Genomic DNA, 16,795 nt, shown 5'->3' on the forward strand with positions numbered 1-16,795 from the left:
AACCCTCTAATTTTTCTATTTCGTAAAAATGACGCATTTGTGACATAAATTTACATATTCTATTCATCTTTAGCGGCAATGCTATTCACATCTTCTTTTTATAATAGCCCCATTGAAACAGCATATATACCCAAGTCACTTAAAGATCCACATTCAAGTCGATTGGATCAATACAACAGCAGTATTTTGGAGCCTTATATAATGAAAATAACAATCAGCATACTTACATCAGCACTTGTATTATCAACTTCAATATCAGCTCAAGAACCAAAGGAAGTATTTTTAGGCGGTACCTTTAGCGGCTCAGCAGGGATAGCAACTGATTCAGTATTTCGAGGTGAATCAACCGTAGTTGATGGTGATATACCAGCTATTTCAGCTGGATTCAGCTGGACGCACAATGATGGGTTTTATGTCGGCGTATCGGGTGCTACAAGTCAATATACATCCACTCCAGATATAAGATCAACGGTTTCACCTTACATTGGGAAATTTGGCACATTAGCTGATACAGGTATTAACTACAATACTGTTTTATATCATTACATCTATCCAGGGGCTGAAAACTCAAACTATACAGAGCTTTGGATAGAAGCTGATAAAGATTTTGGTCCAGTAAACCTTAAAGTTGAAGTAACACCCACCTTAGACGACTGGTTTGGTGTTGATGGCTGGAGCGGCGTGAACTATGCCATTCACCCAAGTACCACTTTTGATAATGGCATAACACTCTCAGCGGCAATCGGCTATCAAGATTTATCTGGCGAAGACGCTGAAGGTTGGACTCATTGGAATATGGGAGTAAGTAAAACAGTATTTGGTCTGACTCTAGATTTACGTTACCACGATAGTGATATGGATAGCAGCCATAAAGTATATAGTTCACCTGAAGGTATAGATATATTTGAACAACGCATAATACTAGGAGTAAGTAAAAGTTATTAAAATATGTAAATAGTAATTAAAGGTACCAGCTTTAGTTTTTTATCATCCTGACTAGTTAGCAAAGGTTATCTTCCTACAGATAGCCTTTTTTCTTTGCTCAATCCTAAACTCCTTTTTGTCATATCTTTACACAAGTTGTTAAATTCTGTTCACAGCCAGCTTAATGTCATTCATATCGTTTCTATATAGTTAGCCTATCAACAAAGAATTCAAACATTTGATGTCATACATCCCAGGAGTTAAATGTGATAGCCAAACCAGAAAAAAACAAAGTAGATAAAAAAGTGAGAGGCAATGAACTCAAAGCACTGGGTTTCATCATTATTGTTTTATTTCCCATGCTTAGCATTTTTAGTGTGGGCGCCTACGGTTTCATCATTTGGATGATGCAAGCTTTCGGTCCAATGACAGGCCACTAGGCTATTTAACTTATTTTAAGATTACAATAAGGTGCATTTTATGAAATGGCTAATCAACCTTTGGCAAACACTAACCAAACCCGTAAAATATTTAACTTTAGGTACTGTGAGCATTAGTGCTTTTATTATGGGTATTATTTTTTGGGGTGGTTTTAATACCGCATTAGAAGCAACTAATACCGAACAGTTTTGTATCAGCTGTCACAGTATGGAAAGTAAACCTTATCAAGAATTGCAAAAAACAGTGCATTGGAAAAATCACTCAGGTGTAAGAGCAACCTGTCCTGATTGTCATGTTCCACACAATTGGAGTCGTAAAATAGCACGTAAGATTGAAGCTTCAAGTGATGTTTGGGGTTGGTTTTTTGAAACAGTAAATACTTCAGAGAAATTTGAAAATAAACGATTAGAAATGGCAACAAGAGAATGGACACGTTTTGAAAGAGATGATTCTCTCGCTTGTAAAGGCTGTCATGATTATAAATCTATGGACTGGGAAAACATGTCTAAGCTTGCGCAAAAACAAATGAAACGTGCAGCTGATACAGACCAAAGCTGTGTAGATTGTCATAAAGGTATCGCGCATACACTACCAGATATGGGCACAGCTCGCGCACCTGAACTGATTGCTGAAGTCGGCACGGGCCCAAGCTCATTTAACAATAAACAAACTTATTATAGCGCTTTAACTAAACCTATTTTCTTAAATGAAAAAACAGATGTTGAAGCAGGCACATTAAATGTTGCAACTAAAGTTGAAGTATTAGAAACCAAAGGTTCACGCATTAAAGTGGCACTTAAGGGCTGGCGTAAACAAATAGGTGCAGGACGTGTTATTTATTACGATTTTGGTATCAATATGCTATCTGCGCAACTTGAAAAGTACGCTGCTGAAGAAGAAGGTGTGATCATCGGCTTTGAAGAAAAAGAAGATGATATGACAGGCCTAAAATGGCAGCGTGTTGAAGTAACCGTATGGACAGAAGCTGCTTACATGATAGATAAGCCACAACCACTATGGGATTACGCTCGCGATACATTCCGTACAAGCTGTAGCGTATGTCACTCTCAACCAGATGAGGCACATTTTGATGCTAATACCTGGCCAGGCATGTTCCAAGGCATGATCGCTTTTGTAAACATGGACCAAGATACACAAGCTTTAGTGCAAAAGTACTTACAACAACATTCATCAACTTTTGTTAAAGAAGAACATTAATTAGGAGCGTTATCATGAATAGAAGAACTTTCTTAAAAGGCCTACTATCAACATCTTACTTTGTAGTAAGCGGCGCTTCTGTACTAGCACCTCTTAATGCACTTGCAAAAGCTGGGGCACGTAAAAATGATGATTGGTTAACAACTGGTTCGCACTTTGGTGCATTTAAAATAAAACGTAAAAATGGTGTGATTGACCAAGTAAAACCTTTTGATTCTGATAAATATCCAAGTGATATGATCAATGGCATAAAAGGTTTGGTTTATAACCCATCTCGTGTACGCTACCCTATGGTAAGACTCGACTTTTTATTAAAAGGTCACAAAAGCGATACCACACAAAGAGGTGATTTTAGATTTGTACGTGTGACTTGGGATCGAGCTTTAAATTTATTTAAAGACTCATTAGATGAAATTCAAACTAACTATGGTCCATCGGCACTACATGCAGGTCAAACGGGTTGGCGTGCAACAGGACAGTTGCATTCAAGTACCAGCCATATGCAACGTGCTGTGAATATGCATGGTAATTACGTTAAAAAAATTGGTGATTACTCAACAGGTGCGGGTCAAACAATTTTGCCTTATATACTGGGTTCAACCGAAGTATATGCACAAGGCACATCATGGCCATTAATTTTAGATAATTCAGATAACATTATTTTATGGGCAAATGATCCGTATAAAAATCTACAAGTAGGTTGGAATGCAGAAACTCATGACGCTTATGAATATTTAGAACAACTGAAAGAAAAAGTAAAAGCAGGCAAAATCAAAGTTATCAGCATAGATCCTGTAACAACTAAAACTCAAAATTATTTAGGCTGTGAAAACATTTATGTAAATCCACAAACTGATGTGCCGCTGATGTTAGGTATCGCACACGAAATTTACACAAATGACTGGCATGATAAAGATTTTATTAAAGGTTATAGCCTAGGTTTTGATAAATTTGTGCCTTATTTAATGGGTGAAACCGATGGCATAGAAAAGACCACAGTTTGGGCTTCAGGCATAACAGGTGTTGATGAAAAAGTTATCAAGCTATTAGCAAAAACCTTAGTGTCTGGTCGTACTCAAATGCTAATGGGCTGGTGTATTCAACGCCAACAACATGGTGAGCAGCCTTATTGGATGGCTGCAGTACTGGCAACTATGATAGGCCAAATTGGCTTACCTGGTGGCGGTATTAGTTATGGCCATCATTATTCAAGCATAGGCGTACCTTCTTCTGGTGCCGCTGCGCCTGGTGGTTTCCCTAGAAATTTAGATGAAGGTCAAAAACCATTATTTGATAACGATGACTTTAAAGGTGCAAGCAAAACCATACCCGTTGCACGTTGGGTTGATGCCATATTAGAACCGGGTAAAACCATAGATGCAAACGGTTCAAAAGTAACTTACCCAGATATTAAAATGATGGTAATTTCAGGTAATAATCCTTGGAATCATCATCAAGACCGTAACCGCATGAAACAAGCATTTCATAAATTAGAATGTGTGGTTACGGTAGATATGAACTGGACAGCAAGCTGTCGTTTTTCAGATATTGTTTTACCAGCTTGTACCACATTAGAGCGCAACGATATTGATATTTATGGTAGTTATGCAAATCGCGGGTTAATAGCAATGCAAAAAATGGTTGAGCCATTATTTGATAGCCTATCAGATTTTGAAATCTTCACTCGATTTGCAAAAATATTAGGTCGTGAAAAAGAATATACCCGTGATATGAGTGAATTTGAGTGGCTAAAAAAACTCTATGACGATTGTAAATCTGCAAATGATGGCAAGTTTAAAATGCCTGAGTTTGAACAGTTCTAGCAAGATGGTTATGTGCATTTTGGTGAAGGAAAACCTTGGACTCGCCACGCTAAATTCAGAGAAGATCCTGAAATAAATCCACTAGGTACGCCATCAGGGTTAATTGAAATATTTAGCCGTAAAATAGATAGGTTCAATTACGATGATTGTAAAGGTCACCCAATTTGGATGGAAAAAACAGAGCGTAGTCACGGTGGTCCGGGATCAGATAAGTATCCTGTATGGATGCAGTCTTGTCATCCAGATAAACGTTTACATTCTCAAATGTGTGAATCAAAAGAATTCCGCGAAACATATACGGTAAAAGGTCGTGAGCCTGTTTATTTAAATCCTGAAGATGCAAAAGAGCGTGGCATTAAAGACGGTGATATCGTTCGCGTATTTAACGATAGAGGCCAGTTATTAGCTGGCGCAGTAATATCAAAGAACTTTTCTCGTGGCGTTATTCGTATTGAAGAAGGTGCTTGGTATGGCCCTGTAGGCGATGATGGCTCAGTTGAAGGCGGTGCAAAAGTCGGTGCAATTTGTAGTTATGGCGATCCAAATACCTTAACGCAAGATATTGGCACATCTAAATTAGCGCAAGCATGTTCAGCTTATACTTGTTTAGTTAATTATGAAAAGTTCACAGGAAAAGTACCACTAATAAGCTCTTTCAATGGCCCGATAGAAGTGCAAATTTAATTAAATTAAGCCTCTGTTAATTGTATGGGGAATATACTTTCTTCATATTCTTTTTAAATTTTTAGATTAGACTCAAAATTATTGAAGTGCAGTGAGACAGTAAATAAATGTTACCAACAAAGCTGCAGTTTCAAGGATAATGAGTATATAGGTGAAAATATGACAAACAATGAAATGGATCTAGCTCGCGGTCGTGTATATCAATTACTTTCATCTTTATTTGCTCAAGAAATTGACCAAAGTTTTATTACTGAGTTTAACTCACTGCCAGCGCAAGATTTTTGGCAACAAATGGCAACACAAGATGACTTTTCAGCTCCCGTTAAAGTAATCACGCAAACACTCTCAAAACTAAAGTCTAAAACTGATATTTTAGAATTAGCGGCTGATTATTGTGGTTTATTTTTAGTGGGCACAAAACATTCAGCATCTCCTTATGCAAGCCTCTATTTAAACGAAAAAGATGCCACTTTGTTTGGCGAACAGCATCAAGCAATGGCGGCCTTTTTACAACAAAGCCAATTACAACTTAAACCTGAATTTAAAGAGCCTGCAGATCATATTGCAGTGATATTAGCTTATACAAAACATTTAGTAATAAATGAAAATGAAGCTTCACAGTTAACCTTTTTACAAACCAGCTTAAATAACTGGATAGATAAATTTATTGTACAAGTAAATAAAACCGATCAAGGTCAATTTTATAGCGCTGTAGCCCAACTCACACAAGCTTGGATGAATAGTGAAGTGCAGTGGCTCGAATCAGAAAAATAAACTATCTTTATTTATATCACCTTTAAGATATTTTCACCAAAAACGCCCAACTTATTTCAGTTCGGCGTTTTTTTATACCTAAAACCTTACTTCTCCCTCCTTATTTACCACAGATTTAAAAATTGGTTATAACAAATAACAAAAAACCTCATTGACATGTAGATGTCTAAAATGTTTAAATTCTCTTAATTACTGATTATTTAATTAGTCATTAATTCCCCTATTCATAAATTTATTGTTATGTGAATTTTCACATGACGATAAGTGATAGGGCTAGAAGAGGTGCGTTATTCAGGTAACAAGTTTTAGGAGAGCAAACTCCAGTGAGAACTTGTGATGGGAATTAACGCCGAGAGATTTTTATTATTTGCTTTAATAAAGTTTCGGGCGATTGGGTTGAATCCCAATTGACTGTCACCTAATGGTGGAGAGCTTCTGGTCTTAAAGAATTAAGGCTTTAAGCCTTTTCTTCTTAAGCCCATTGCTCTTCGAATTTAATATGTTCGATTGGTAATAACGGGCTAGCCCCCAAAACTGCCTCTCGAATATGATATGAGTTCGGTAGAGATGAACCAAAAATATAACTTAAATGACTATCCTTTATGGACTGCGTTAATCACGCCTTTTAATGCTCAAAATAATATTGATTTTGAAACTTTAGCGCGTTTAGTAGCCGATCAAGTTGCTGCAAATAACGGTATTTTATTATTAGGCAGTACTGGTGAAGGCTTAGCCCTTACTTTAGATGAACATAAATCTATCGTTAAATATGTATGTCAATTAAAGCCCAGCGTACCTTTAATGGTTGCAGTCGGTGGCAGCAATTTAAAACAACAACAAGAGTGGGTATCATACTGTAATCAATTGCCAATAGATTCATATTTACTTGGCTCTCCACTTTACGCTAAACCAGGCATTGTAGGTCAAACTCAATGGTTTGATACACTTTTATCGACAGCCAATTTCCCTTGTATGATTTACAACGTACCAGGACGCAGTGCTGTAGAAATAGAACCTGAAGTTATTAAAAACCTTGCCCATCACAAAAACCTATGGGCAATGAAAGAAGCCAGCGGTGACATTAGCAAATTTGAAAGCTTTAGAACTGCCGCACCCGAGATCGCTATTTTTAGTGGTGATGACGCCCTACTTCCTTACTTTTCCCAAGCGGGTGCAAAAGGCTTAGTTTCTGTTGCTGCCAATGCTTGGCCTGAACAAACTGCTGAATTTGTACGTCGATCATTATTAGGTACTTGCCCTAACCTTTTTCAAACTTGGACTAAATCCGTCAACAGTTTATTTGCTGTGGCCAACCCAATTCCCGTAAAAGCATTAATGCAACAGCAAGGTCGCTTACCTTTAGCTGATTTAAGGCCACCATTAACCCACCTAGAATTAACCGACTTTTCGGCACTAGAACACGCAAACGCCACGATTTTATCTTGGCAGTAACAAAATTTTTCGATTTAAAGAATAGGTATATTAAAAATGAACTGGTTAGCACTTTTAAATAATTTAGAAAACGGTACTGTACGCGCAGCAACTCAAGACGAAAATGGTCAATGGCATGCCAATATTGAAGTTAAAAAAGGTATTTTAGAAGCATTCAAAAATGGCTCTAACACTGAATTTCCTGGCGGCTTTGTAGATAAAGACAATTTAGCACCTCGTGGTTTTTCTGCCCAAGATAATGTACGTATAGTTCCTGGCGGTTCAAGTGTTCGTCGTGGAGCTCATGTTGCATCAGGCACAATTATCATGCCGCCAGCATATGTAAATATAGGTGCTTATGTTGGTGCTGGTACTATGGTCGACAGTAATGTACTCGTTGGTTCATGTGCACAAATTGGTAAAAACGTACATCTAAGTGCTGCAGTACAAATTGGTGGGGTATTAGAACCTATTGGTGCAAGCCCAGTTGTTGTTGAAGATGACGCTTTTATTGGCGCAGGTTGTGTATTAGTTGAAGGTGCTGTTGTTAAAAAAGGTGCCGTTTTAGCGCCAGGTGTACGCCTTTCAGCCACGATTCCGGTTTATGACTGTGTAAACGAGCGTGTATTAGATAAAGGAGAGGCAATTCCTGAAAACGCGATTGTGATCCCTGGTTCTCGTCCATCTTCTAGTGAGTGGGGCAAAGCCCAAGGGTTAAGTATGTCTTGTGCATTAATCGTGAAATACCGCGATGAACAAAGCGACGCATCTTTAGAGCTTGAAGACATTTTAAGATAAGTAAAGTTAGGATCATTATGAGTTTTTTGAGCCCCTCTATTCGCCAACATATCGATAGCATAAGTCAAAATGAAGCTTACCCATTCTTTACTTATGATTTAGATGGTTTAGCTGAACATTTACAAAACTTAACGTCATCAGTAAGTGATGCAGGTATTAAGCTATGGTACGCAGTAAAGGCTAATCCGCTTTCCTCTATTATAAAAACCATAGATAAATCAGGTTTTAACTTTGATGTTGCAAGTAGTGGTGAATTAAAGCAAGTACTCAAACAAGGCATAGATCCTAATCGCGTACTCAATACTGGTCCTGCAAAAAGTAAGCGCCAAATTAATGAATTTATTAACTTAGGCGTGCGTACTTTTGTTGCTGAAAGTATTAACCAAATAAAATGGTTAAACGAAGAAGCCGCAGCACAAGAAATTAAACTCAATATATTACTCAGAGTACAACTACGTTGGCCTGAAGGGGAAAAAAACCCTTTAGGCGGTGATAGCCTTACCCCTTTTGGTTTAAGCTGTGAGCAATGGCAAGCGCTTAATATTGCAGATTACGTACAACTGAACTTTACTGGCTTACATATTTTTCAATGGGGCAATATACTGAGCACTGAAAAACTAGCAGGTTTATGGTCAAAAATGGTGGCGCCTTTACAGCAACTTGCCACAGATTTAGGATTTGTATTAAAAACACTTGATTTAGGTGGGGGTTTAGGTATTCCCTATACAGAGGAAGATAAAAAACTACATTGGCCTGAATTAATCGAAGCACTTATCCTTATCAAAAAAAATGCGGGTGTTGAGCAACTGTGGATGGAACTTGGCCGTTACGCCGTGGGTGAATACGGTTATTACGCAAATCCTGTGGTTGAACAAAAGCAAAACTATGGGATTGATCAACTCATTATGGCAGGCGGTATCAATCATATTTTACGTCCAGCGGTTACCTCTCAAGATTTCCCTGCTTTATTACTTAGAAATTCGAATGCACCAAGTAAAGCATTCAATATACATGGCCCATTGTGTACCGCATTAGATAACCTAGGTGAACATAGTTTAGCGATTGATATAAATGAAAATGACTGGTTGATATTCAACCAGTGTGGTGCTTATGGTTTTACTGAGAGTATGCCTTATTTTTTATGCCATGAGTTAGCTGCAGAGTATGTGATTGTAAATAATCAAACTCACTGTATTCGCCCAGCACAACTTGCTCAAAGCTATTTGTATTAAGGTAATAAGTTATGACAACTCAAATAACAAACCAAATCACCCAAGAAGATATTCAAGTTGGTGAAATTGCAAATGGTTTACCATTAACCATTCCTGTATACCGTATTAAAGGCAATGCTACTGGGCCGAAAGTTTATATTCAAGCCAATATGCATGGAGCAGAAGTCCAAGGTAATGCAGTCATTTATCAATTACTAGAACAGCTAAAGCATATGCATTTAACAGCTGATATCACTTTGGTTCCTTATGCAAATCCAATTGGCTGTAATCAAAAGTCAGGAGAATTTACTTTAGGTCGCTTTGATCCTATCACTGGCACTAACTGGAATCGCATGTACCAAGATAATACCTTCTTGGTTAAAGAGTTTGTACAAAAGCATCTAAATAGTGATTTTGAAACAATTAGAAAAGAATTTAGGCAAGCGCTTATATCTGAAGTAGATAAAGTATTAGATGGGCCAGCTTATGCTATCACAACAGGTAAGCGCATCGCGTTAAACTTACAAAAACTAGCTCATAAAGCAGATATTGTACTCGACTTACATACAGGCCCAATTTCAAGTAAACATTTATATTGCCCTAAATATGCAAAAACGAGTGCTAGTTACTTTGATATTCCACATGTACTTATGATCCCAAATGATTTTGATGGTGCGATGGATGAAGCTAATTTTTGTCCTTGGTGGAGTTTAACTGAAGCATTTTCTGCTTTAGATAAAGAGTTTCCTGTCGCCGTTGAAGCCTTTACCGTTGAGTTAGGCTCTCAAGAGCTAATCGATCTGAAAGAAGCTAAAAACGATGCCGATAGTATTTTAAGTTATTTAACTTATAAAGAAGCATTTACAGATTCAAAACATCAACCAAAAACTATGTTACGTTATGTATGTGAGTTAAAAGATTACATCGCATTTTATGCGCCAATGGGAGGCATGGTTGAATACTTAGCACCACTTGGCAGCCACATAAAGGCAGGTGAACCCATAGCTAATATATTACGTATGGAAAGATATTTATCCGAGCAGCCTTTACAGTCAATTTGTTTAGACCAAGATGCTATAACAATTTTACATTTTGCATCAGCCAGCGTTAACCAAGGTACTGAACTTTATAAATTTATGACTAATTACAAACAACTCACCTAGCCAAATAAACTCGGTGCGACAGTATTGCGTGAGAGTCATCGACTTTAGTTTATGACTAAGCAAGGCAAACGGTGAAAATCGTTTGCCTTTTTCTTTTTAGATATATCTAAATTCAGTATACTGTGTATGACTTTACCTCTTTAAACACGATAGAAATGAATTTATTTATCAAATTTTTTAGCTTAACCCTACTTAATTTTAGTTTGTCTAGTTTCGCAGAACAACAAACTGAGCAGCAAAGAAAATCCCCCCATCAGGTAAAACAATGTGTTTTAAACGAGCTATTCTCTGGTGATGCTTCGCAAACAGTTGCTGATTTAAAAAATAAATGTAAAGAGTTCGCCGAAGAAAAGCAACTTACAGCAATTAATAAACGTGTTTCAAGGGAGTTAATTTCTCAAAGCAATCCTAATGTTATCACACCACATAAACGTAACTATATACTACCATTCACTTATATGAGTAGCCCTAATAATATTCCTATTATTAACTCTCAAGGATTAGAAGAAGGAGAAGAAATACTAGATAATTTTGAAGCTAAATTTCAATTATCATTAAAAGTATCATTATTCGATAACTTTTCAGATAAAGATCAAGCCGTCTATTTTGCTTTTACAATGCAATCATATTGGCAAGTTTATAATTCAGATATTTCTGCACCATTTAGAGAAACTAACTATCAGCCAGAAATATACTGGGCAAATATACTTGATAAAGAGAATACGCTTTGGGGTGATGAAATGATAGTGGTTGTAGGTGCTGAGCATCAATCTAACGGTAAAAGCACTGCTTTATCCCGCTCTTGGAATCGAATTTATGCTAACATAATTTGGGAGCAAAACGGTTTTGTATTCAGTTTTAAACCTTGGTACCGATTACCTGAAGATAAAAAAGAAGAACCCAATCAACCTGAAGGGGATGATAATCCTAATATTTACAAATATATGGGATATTACGAATTGTCTGGTGCTTATCGTTACAAAGCGCATGAATTTGGTTTTATGAGCCGTAATAATTTAAGCAAAAATAACCGTGGTGCTTTGCAGCTTGATTGGTCTTTTCCACTTTGGGGCCGATTACGCGGATATGTACAATATTTTAATGGCTATAGCGAAAGCTTAATTGACTATAACGCATCTGTAGAGCGCTTTGGTGTCGGGATACTGCTTAGCGACTTACTATAAATTTTGTCACTTGAACAACACGCTGGTTAAGCTAACCACCGTGCTGTAATTTATGGTTGTTGATATAACTCAATTAACAACTCTTTTAATTTTGCAAATTGGCCTTTACTTTTAGCTATTCTAATTAAATGCTCTAAATCTGTCGCTATTGTTTTCGAAAATCTTTTTTGCTTATAAGCAACATATAACCACTTACTTAAAAATCTATTTTCATGTATTGCATTAAAGCCACAATCACCATTTTGCTGTGCGATCGCCAGAGATACTAAACCACACCAAGACATATCCGTAATTGATTGTTTATAGTCGTTCAAACCAAACCCCACATAAGTTAAAGTACCCATAATAATACACAAAACAAATAAATATAAAATATCACTTAGCTAATTTTTATAAAAAATGAAAAACATAACAAAGACACTATCTCTAGCTTAGGCATCGAAATCCCATTTGGCAGTCCTCATACTAATTTTGATGTATATATGACCTCTGCTATTGGTTATGGAGATATCACTGATAAAACAGGTGATAACAATCACTACTTAACATGGGATACTAGTGTGAAGTTTGGCTTTTTCTCTGATATATCAATTTATGGCGAAGTAGGATTAGATTTATTTACCCGCTTACGCCAAATAGATGGTCATAATTGGCAGGCAAAAGAGCATTTATATAGTGGTTTACAGTTATCAATTTCATTTTAATCAGTTTAGGGGCTGTTGATCTTTCAGGGTTAAATTTTGTTCGAGATAAAAGTATTTTAGTCGCGGCGAGTAGTGTGTAGCCTAGTCATTCTAAGTTAATACGACTCAACAAAGAATAAAATGCTTTTAGCCGAATCCTTCGGACAGCGTTTGTTGAGCATTTTTACTGCGTTATCACTTTTTTATGTGGAACAACCACATGACAAAGCCTCTGCCTTGTATAAATTCCCAACAATTCGCTGCAAAAGTAATCTCAAAAGATCAACAGCCCCTAATATATCATTTTATGAGGATACCTAAGTATCGAAGTACAGGTTTTACTGGGCGAGGAAACTTTGGACTCAGAGTTGTTTTTTAGCAACAATTGGCAATGCAACATAAGATACTATTCATAAGTATGTGCAAAACCAATTGGTAGAATTAGATAAAAAACAGTTCACTGAAATCAGTTAGTATTCTTTTAAAATCGGTCGCTTACGACCGACTCTTTTTATTCTTAGGCTGTACAACAAAAACACCTTCAAATTCTGCGACAGCTTTTTCACCATCATATACAGTAACGGGAACAATAAACTTAGCTTTATTGCCATCAGATAATTTATCGAGTTTACCCTCACAATCACTCAATTTAACGCTTGCTTTTGGCTGTGTTTTTAACGGTTTTAAATATTTAATATTGGCATCAGCTAAAACAATTTCACCTTCAAGCTTTTGCTCTTTAAGTGCTAAATATGTCGCGCCCCAACCTGTTAAAGTTGCTAAACTATAAATAGAACCAGCAAACATCGAGCCATGAAGGTTTACATTCGCACCAAAATCAGCGCGAGTGGTAAATTGCCAATCGGTATAACTTTCGACTTTAATTCCCATTGCATCAGATATAGGGATAGATTCACGCCAGGTATTTTGTAAAACCTGCGCCCAATCAGGGTGTCTAAACCAACCAGGCTGAGATGGGCGCATTTTTATCATACGATAATGTTGAATATCGCCATAAGCTAAATGCGCTTTTTCTTTTACTTCGTAACCATGGCTTTGATAAAAATTTAAGGCTCTTTCTCTAGCAAAAAGCACTAATTCATCAACATCTTGCTCCCAAGCTAATAACTCTAACTCATTTAATAATCGACTACCTAAATGCTGACCTCTATGTTCATCTGATACCGCCATATAACGTACTTGTGCTTGAACATGACTATTAAAGTGTAACCTTGCAACACCTAAAACTTCGCCTTTATCATTTTTAATAAACCTATGATCTGAATCTTGCTCCAAATCATCTTGTTCAGAACCCCTAGGTTGCTTCCATGGAGCACGTAAAACTTGCCAACGTAATTGATAATAATCTTGCCAGTCTTGGCTACTATTAGGTGTTGTCACCTTAAACATAAAAATTCCTATTGCAGCGATTATATTTGCAAAACACCATACATCAAAAAACCTTAAGATAAAATACATCATTGGCATGATCAGCAAAGTTTGACTATGATCCAGATTAATAATTAAATTTATTCAAGTTACCTCAAGGGGCAGGATTCAGCATTTCACAGGGACTTAATATCAAGGCGCAACTTTTCAGAAATGGTAAGTTCCTGTTAAACGCCTGAAAGGTTGACTTAAAAACGATTTATATCGCGTTATTGATTTTGACAAGGGAATTAGTATTCTCTGCTATCAATGCCTTGCCTAAATCGTTTTTAACTCCAACTGAAACTCGCATCTTGAAGTAGCTTGGGTATATATGAAGGAACTCAATCCTTCAATTTTAATCTGAGAAGTCAGGATCCTTAAAAAAAATGGATTACATTAAAGCCAAAACAGGTGTCATTAGTAACAACTTTATAAAGCATTGTAATGATATTGGCCATGTTATTTATTGGCATAAGCAATACGGTCAAAGCGTACAGGTAAGACAGCACAAAAAACTACGCTGGTTGCTCATAGATCAAATATTACAATCAGTTATTGAAAAAGATAATCCTGAGCATTTACTTTTTCCTCACTTAAAAACATTATCAGAAATTTGGCAGCCACTAACAAAACCTCTGTCAGTTTTAGAACTTGGATTAGGCGCTGGCGCTATTCGAAATTACTTACTCCGACACTATCCTAAAGCCAATATCATTACCGTTGAAAAAAACTCAGAGATAATACATTGTTACAAAAAATATTTTGGTGGTTTTGCCGCTTCAAACCTGCATTGTGAAGATGCAACGATTGAACTCAAGGGTCAGCAAACATTTGATTGGATAATCGTAGATCTATTTTGTAAAGTTGACCCACCTACTTTTTTATTCAAACAAGATTTTTATGAAGATATTTATCATGTACTCAATACAAATGGTTGGATATTTATTAATTTTGTTGCAGAGCATGAATCTCAATTAATTCAGCTAAAAAAAACACTTAAATATGTATTTAAGTCACCCGCTGAACATATAAAAATACCTGGATTTAGTAATAATTTATTGTGGCTCCAAGTTTAAAGTTTAAAGTTTAAAGTCGACAAGGTATGATTAAAATCAGTTGAAGCTATAAAGAACTAAACAATGAGTTTACTGATTGCTGTACCAAATAGAGATATGACAAAGCTACAAATATTATTATCCGATGCCCTTCCTGAAATTCTCATTGAAATATGGCCTGAAATTGTAGACCCATTAAAAGTAGAATTTGTTTTAGTATGGAACCCACCAAAAAATTTATGGTGCAACTTACCAAATATCAAAGCTATTTCTTCTTTTGGTGCCGGTGTAGACGGATTAATAAAAAATGAGCCTTTACCTAATGCACCAGTTGCAAGAATAGTTGACCCGAAATTAGCCGATGATATGGCGCTTTATGTACTTGGGCAAATTCTTAACTTCAAATTAAGGCTCAATGAGTTTCATGTTAAACAACAAAAAAAATTATGGCAACCTAAAAGAGCACATCAAACATCAAAAGTCGGGATTTTAGGTTTAGGACAACTTGGCACAAAAACAGCTGAACTTTTAAATCTTAATGGCTTTGAAGTTTCAGGCTGGTCTCGCTCTGAGAAAAAGATAAATAACATTACTTGTTATCATGGTGATGAAGGCTTGATTGAAATGGCAAAATCATCAGATTATTTAGTATGTTTATTACCACTTACAGAACAAACTAAAGGAATTTTAAACTATGAACTTTTTCAACATTTACCTAATCACGCCTGCATTATAAATGTTGCACGAGGAGAGCACTTAATCGAAAATGACCTGTTAAAAGCTTTAGATAATAATGAAATTTTAGGTGCTATTTTAGATGTATTCCAGACAGAACCTTTGCCAAAAGATCATGAATTTTGGTTACACCCTCGCATTATTTGCACGCCACATACATCAGCACTTACAAGCATTAACACCATAGTTGAGCAAATCGCTGAAAACTATCAACACATGGAAAAAGGCGAGCCTTTAATTAATTTAATTGATGCTAAATTAGGGTATTAAAGAAACGAACAAAATTAGAGTAAATGATAGGCTGAGTATTCGCAACTAACGCAACTTTATGGTTTTCTGTGAATCCTCTAAATAATTGAAATTGTAGCAAGGCGACAAACTGACGAGGTCCGTTGAGCTTATATACCCAAACCACTTCAAGATGCAGGATTCAGTTGGAAGTAGAAATACTTTAGGCTAGGCATTGATTGAAGAACATGGTTATTCCCTTTTCAAAATCAATAACGCTGCATAAAGTATTTATAAACCAACCTTACAGGGACTTCTGAGCAAATCATGCTCGTTGTTCCATCTTTTTTTAAGGGAGTAACCATTAATGCAAAGATGCGCCTAGATCATGAATTGCTCAGCAGTCCTGAACCTCACATCTTGAAGTGGCTTGGGTATAGATTATATCCATGCTACATGGAAATGCGCGATTTTAGCAAATCGAGAAACGTGGGCATATAAGTGATTCGAGCTAATAAGTAAAGTCAACGCAGATACAATTTCATGAATAACGAGGGTTTAGGTTTCTAGGCGAAAAGTGACCGGTCCATCGTTAACTAAACTGACCTTCATATCCGCACCAAATTCGCCAGTTGCCACTTTAGTTAAAGATTCTACTTTTTGTGCTTGGCGTACAAAATATTCATATAGTCGTTCTGCTTCAGATGGAATAGCTGCAGATGAAAAACTTGGACGCATACCTTTTTTAGTATCGGCAACTAAAGTAAATTGAGAAATAACTAACAACTGACCTTTTATATCTTTTAGGCTTAGATTCATCTTCCCTTCATTATCAGGGAAAATGCGATAGCCTGATATTTTATTTAGCAGCCTATCTGACTTTTTCTCCTCATCTTCTTTTTCAACACCTAATAAAACTAAAATCCCTTGTTCTATTTCTCCTATTATTTGTCCATCTACAACAACTTTAGCTTCTGATACTCTTTGAATTAACGCCTGCACTGTATTAAAT

17 protein-coding genes, 1 pseudogene and 1 riboswitch are annotated in these 16,795 nt (G+C 36.4%); of the genes and pseudogenes, 15 read left to right on the forward strand and 3 right to left on the reverse strand.

What is annotated here, in order from left to right:
- Positions 1-201: 201 nt before the first annotated feature.
- From CJF42_RS08460 to CJF42_RS08505, 10 genes and pseudogenes are all read left to right on the forward strand, one after another.
- Positions 202-945 carry a TorF family putative porin gene (locus CJF42_RS08460; protein ID WP_095366263.1) on the forward strand — a complete coding sequence of 248 codons (744 nt, stop codon included), beginning with the start codon at positions 202-204 and terminating at the stop codon, positions 943-945.
- 248 nt (positions 946-1,193) lie between these two features.
- Positions 1,194-1,364 carry a trimethylamine N-oxide reductase system protein TorE gene (gene torE, locus CJF42_RS08465; RefSeq protein WP_095366293.1) on the forward strand — a complete coding sequence of 57 codons (171 nt, stop codon included), beginning with the start codon at positions 1,194-1,196 and terminating at the stop codon, positions 1,362-1,364.
- A 40-nt stretch (positions 1,365-1,404) separates the two neighbouring features.
- Positions 1,405-2,583, forward strand: coding sequence for a pentaheme c-type cytochrome TorC (torC, locus tag CJF42_RS08470; protein WP_095366264.1), 1,179 nt, complete (start codon positions 1,405-1,407; stop codon positions 2,581-2,583).
- Positions 2,584-2,597: 14 nt separating this feature from the next.
- Positions 2,598-5,090, forward strand: a pseudogene (gene torA / locus CJF42_RS08475) (trimethylamine-N-oxide reductase TorA).
- Between the two features lie 159 nt (positions 5,091-5,249).
- A complete protein-coding gene (gene torD / locus CJF42_RS08480; protein WP_095366265.1) occupies positions 5,250-5,864 on the forward strand; it encodes a molecular chaperone TorD in 615 nt (204 codons plus the stop codon).
- Between the two features lie 269 nt (positions 5,865-6,133).
- Positions 6,134-6,307: riboswitch (Lysine riboswitch) on the forward strand.
- A gap of 124 nt (positions 6,308-6,431) precedes the next feature.
- A complete protein-coding gene (gene dapA, locus CJF42_RS08485) occupies positions 6,432-7,316 on the forward strand; it encodes a 4-hydroxy-tetrahydrodipicolinate synthase (protein WP_095366266.1) in 885 nt (294 codons plus the stop codon).
- 36 nt (positions 7,317-7,352) lie between these two features.
- Positions 7,353-8,093 carry a 2,3,4,5-tetrahydropyridine-2,6-dicarboxylate N-succinyltransferase gene (locus CJF42_RS08490; RefSeq protein WP_095366267.1) on the forward strand — a complete coding sequence of 247 codons (741 nt, stop codon included), beginning with the start codon at positions 7,353-7,355 and terminating at the stop codon, positions 8,091-8,093.
- Positions 8,094-8,110: 17 nt separating this feature from the next.
- Complete coding sequence (locus tag CJF42_RS08495; RefSeq protein ID WP_095366268.1) at positions 8,111-9,325, forward strand: PLP-dependent decarboxylase; 1,215 nt, start codon at positions 8,111-8,113, stop codon at positions 9,323-9,325.
- Positions 9,326-9,336: 11 nt separating this feature from the next.
- A complete protein-coding gene (locus CJF42_RS08500) occupies positions 9,337-10,467 on the forward strand; it encodes a succinylglutamate desuccinylase/aspartoacylase family protein (RefSeq protein ID WP_095366269.1) in 1,131 nt (376 codons plus the stop codon).
- Positions 10,468-10,622: 155 nt separating this feature from the next.
- Entirely contained in the window at positions 10,623-11,651 is a 1,029-nt protein-coding gene (locus CJF42_RS08505) for a phospholipase A (RefSeq protein WP_095366270.1), read from the forward strand.
- A gap of 50 nt (positions 11,652-11,701) precedes the next feature.
- Here CJF42_RS08505 and CJF42_RS08510 read toward each other — a convergent pair whose 3' ends face one another.
- Positions 11,702-11,965, reverse strand: coding sequence for a DUF2913 family protein (locus CJF42_RS08510; protein ID WP_170940534.1), 264 nt, complete (start codon positions 11,963-11,965; stop codon positions 11,702-11,704).
- Positions 11,966-12,133: 168 nt separating this feature from the next.
- Here CJF42_RS08510 and CJF42_RS08515 point away from each other — a divergent pair, with 168 nt between their 5' ends.
- Positions 12,134-12,355 (forward strand): hypothetical protein, encoded by a 222-nt coding sequence (locus CJF42_RS08515; protein ID WP_095366272.1) that lies wholly within the window; start codon positions 12,134-12,136, stop codon positions 12,353-12,355.
- Between the two features lie 120 nt (positions 12,356-12,475).
- On the forward strand, positions 12,476-12,655 hold the full coding sequence (locus CJF42_RS28535; RefSeq protein ID WP_252097564.1) for a hypothetical protein: 180 nt from the start codon (positions 12,476-12,478) through the stop codon (positions 12,653-12,655).
- Between the two features lie 174 nt (positions 12,656-12,829).
- Here CJF42_RS28535 and CJF42_RS08525 read toward each other — a convergent pair whose 3' ends face one another.
- Entirely contained in the window at positions 12,830-13,744 is a 915-nt protein-coding gene (locus CJF42_RS08525; RefSeq protein ID WP_095366273.1) for a bifunctional GNAT family N-acetyltransferase/hotdog fold thioesterase, read from the reverse strand.
- Between the two features lie 407 nt (positions 13,745-14,151).
- Between CJF42_RS08525 and CJF42_RS08530 the strand changes: the two genes are divergently transcribed.
- The 3 genes from CJF42_RS08530 (at position 14,152) to CJF42_RS27350 (ending at position 16,284) form a co-directional block, all read left to right on the forward strand.
- Entirely contained in the window at positions 14,152-14,841 is a 690-nt protein-coding gene (locus CJF42_RS08530; RefSeq protein ID WP_095366274.1) for a spermidine synthase, read from the forward strand.
- 63 nt (positions 14,842-14,904) lie between these two features.
- Positions 14,905-15,825, forward strand: coding sequence for a 2-hydroxyacid dehydrogenase (locus CJF42_RS08535; protein ID WP_095366275.1), 921 nt, complete (start codon positions 14,905-14,907; stop codon positions 15,823-15,825).
- A 285-nt stretch (positions 15,826-16,110) separates the two neighbouring features.
- Positions 16,111-16,284, forward strand: coding sequence for a hypothetical protein (locus CJF42_RS27350; RefSeq protein WP_170940535.1), 174 nt, complete (start codon positions 16,111-16,113; stop codon positions 16,282-16,284).
- A 57-nt stretch (positions 16,285-16,341) separates the two neighbouring features.
- Here CJF42_RS27350 and dtd read toward each other — a convergent pair whose 3' ends face one another.
- A complete protein-coding gene (gene dtd, locus CJF42_RS08540) occupies positions 16,342-16,785 on the reverse strand; it encodes a D-aminoacyl-tRNA deacylase (protein ID WP_095366276.1) in 444 nt (147 codons plus the stop codon).
- Between the last annotated feature and the right edge of the window lie 10 nt (positions 16,786-16,795).

The organism is Pseudoalteromonas sp. NBT06-2, from assembly GCF_002276045.1.
In the GTDB taxonomy this organism is placed as follows: domain Bacteria; phylum Pseudomonadota; class Gammaproteobacteria; order Enterobacterales; family Alteromonadaceae; genus Pseudoalteromonas.

Excerpts from the sequence above, each read along its gene's own strand:
- CJF42_RS08460 (WP_095366263.1), top strand. The coding sequence starts at position 202 with ATGAAAATAACAATCAGCATACTTACATCAGCACTTGTATTATCAACT.
- torC (WP_095366264.1), top strand. The coding sequence starts at position 1,405 with ATGAAATGGCTAATCAACCTTTGGCAAACACTAACCAAACCCGTAAAA.
- torD (WP_095366265.1), top strand. The coding sequence starts at position 5,250 with ATGACAAACAATGAAATGGATCTAGCTCGCGGTCGTGTATATCAATTA.
- dapA (WP_095366266.1), top strand. The coding sequence starts at position 6,432 with ATGAACCAAAAATATAACTTAAATGACTATCCTTTATGGACTGCGTTA.
- CJF42_RS08490 (WP_095366267.1), top strand. The coding sequence starts at position 7,353 with ATGAACTGGTTAGCACTTTTAAATAATTTAGAAAACGGTACTGTACGC.
- CJF42_RS08495 (WP_095366268.1), top strand. The coding sequence starts at position 8,111 with ATGAGTTTTTTGAGCCCCTCTATTCGCCAACATATCGATAGCATAAGT.
- CJF42_RS08500 (WP_095366269.1), top strand. The coding sequence starts at position 9,337 with ATGACAACTCAAATAACAAACCAAATCACCCAAGAAGATATTCAAGTT.
- CJF42_RS08505 (WP_095366270.1), top strand. The coding sequence starts at position 10,623 with ATGAATTTATTTATCAAATTTTTTAGCTTAACCCTACTTAATTTTAGT.
- CJF42_RS08515 (WP_095366272.1), top strand. The coding sequence starts at position 12,134 with ATGACCTCTGCTATTGGTTATGGAGATATCACTGATAAAACAGGTGAT.
- CJF42_RS28535 (WP_252097564.1), top strand. The coding sequence starts at position 12,476 with ATGCTTTTAGCCGAATCCTTCGGACAGCGTTTGTTGAGCATTTTTACT.
- CJF42_RS08525 (WP_095366273.1), bottom strand. The coding sequence starts at position 13,744 with ATGTTTAAGGTGACAACACCTAATAGTAGCCAAGACTGGCAAGATTAT.
- CJF42_RS08530 (WP_095366274.1), top strand. The coding sequence starts at position 14,152 with ATGGATTACATTAAAGCCAAAACAGGTGTCATTAGTAACAACTTTATA.
- CJF42_RS08535 (WP_095366275.1), top strand. The coding sequence starts at position 14,905 with ATGAGTTTACTGATTGCTGTACCAAATAGAGATATGACAAAGCTACAA.
- CJF42_RS27350 (WP_170940535.1), top strand. The coding sequence starts at position 16,111 with ATGCTCGTTGTTCCATCTTTTTTTAAGGGAGTAACCATTAATGCAAAG.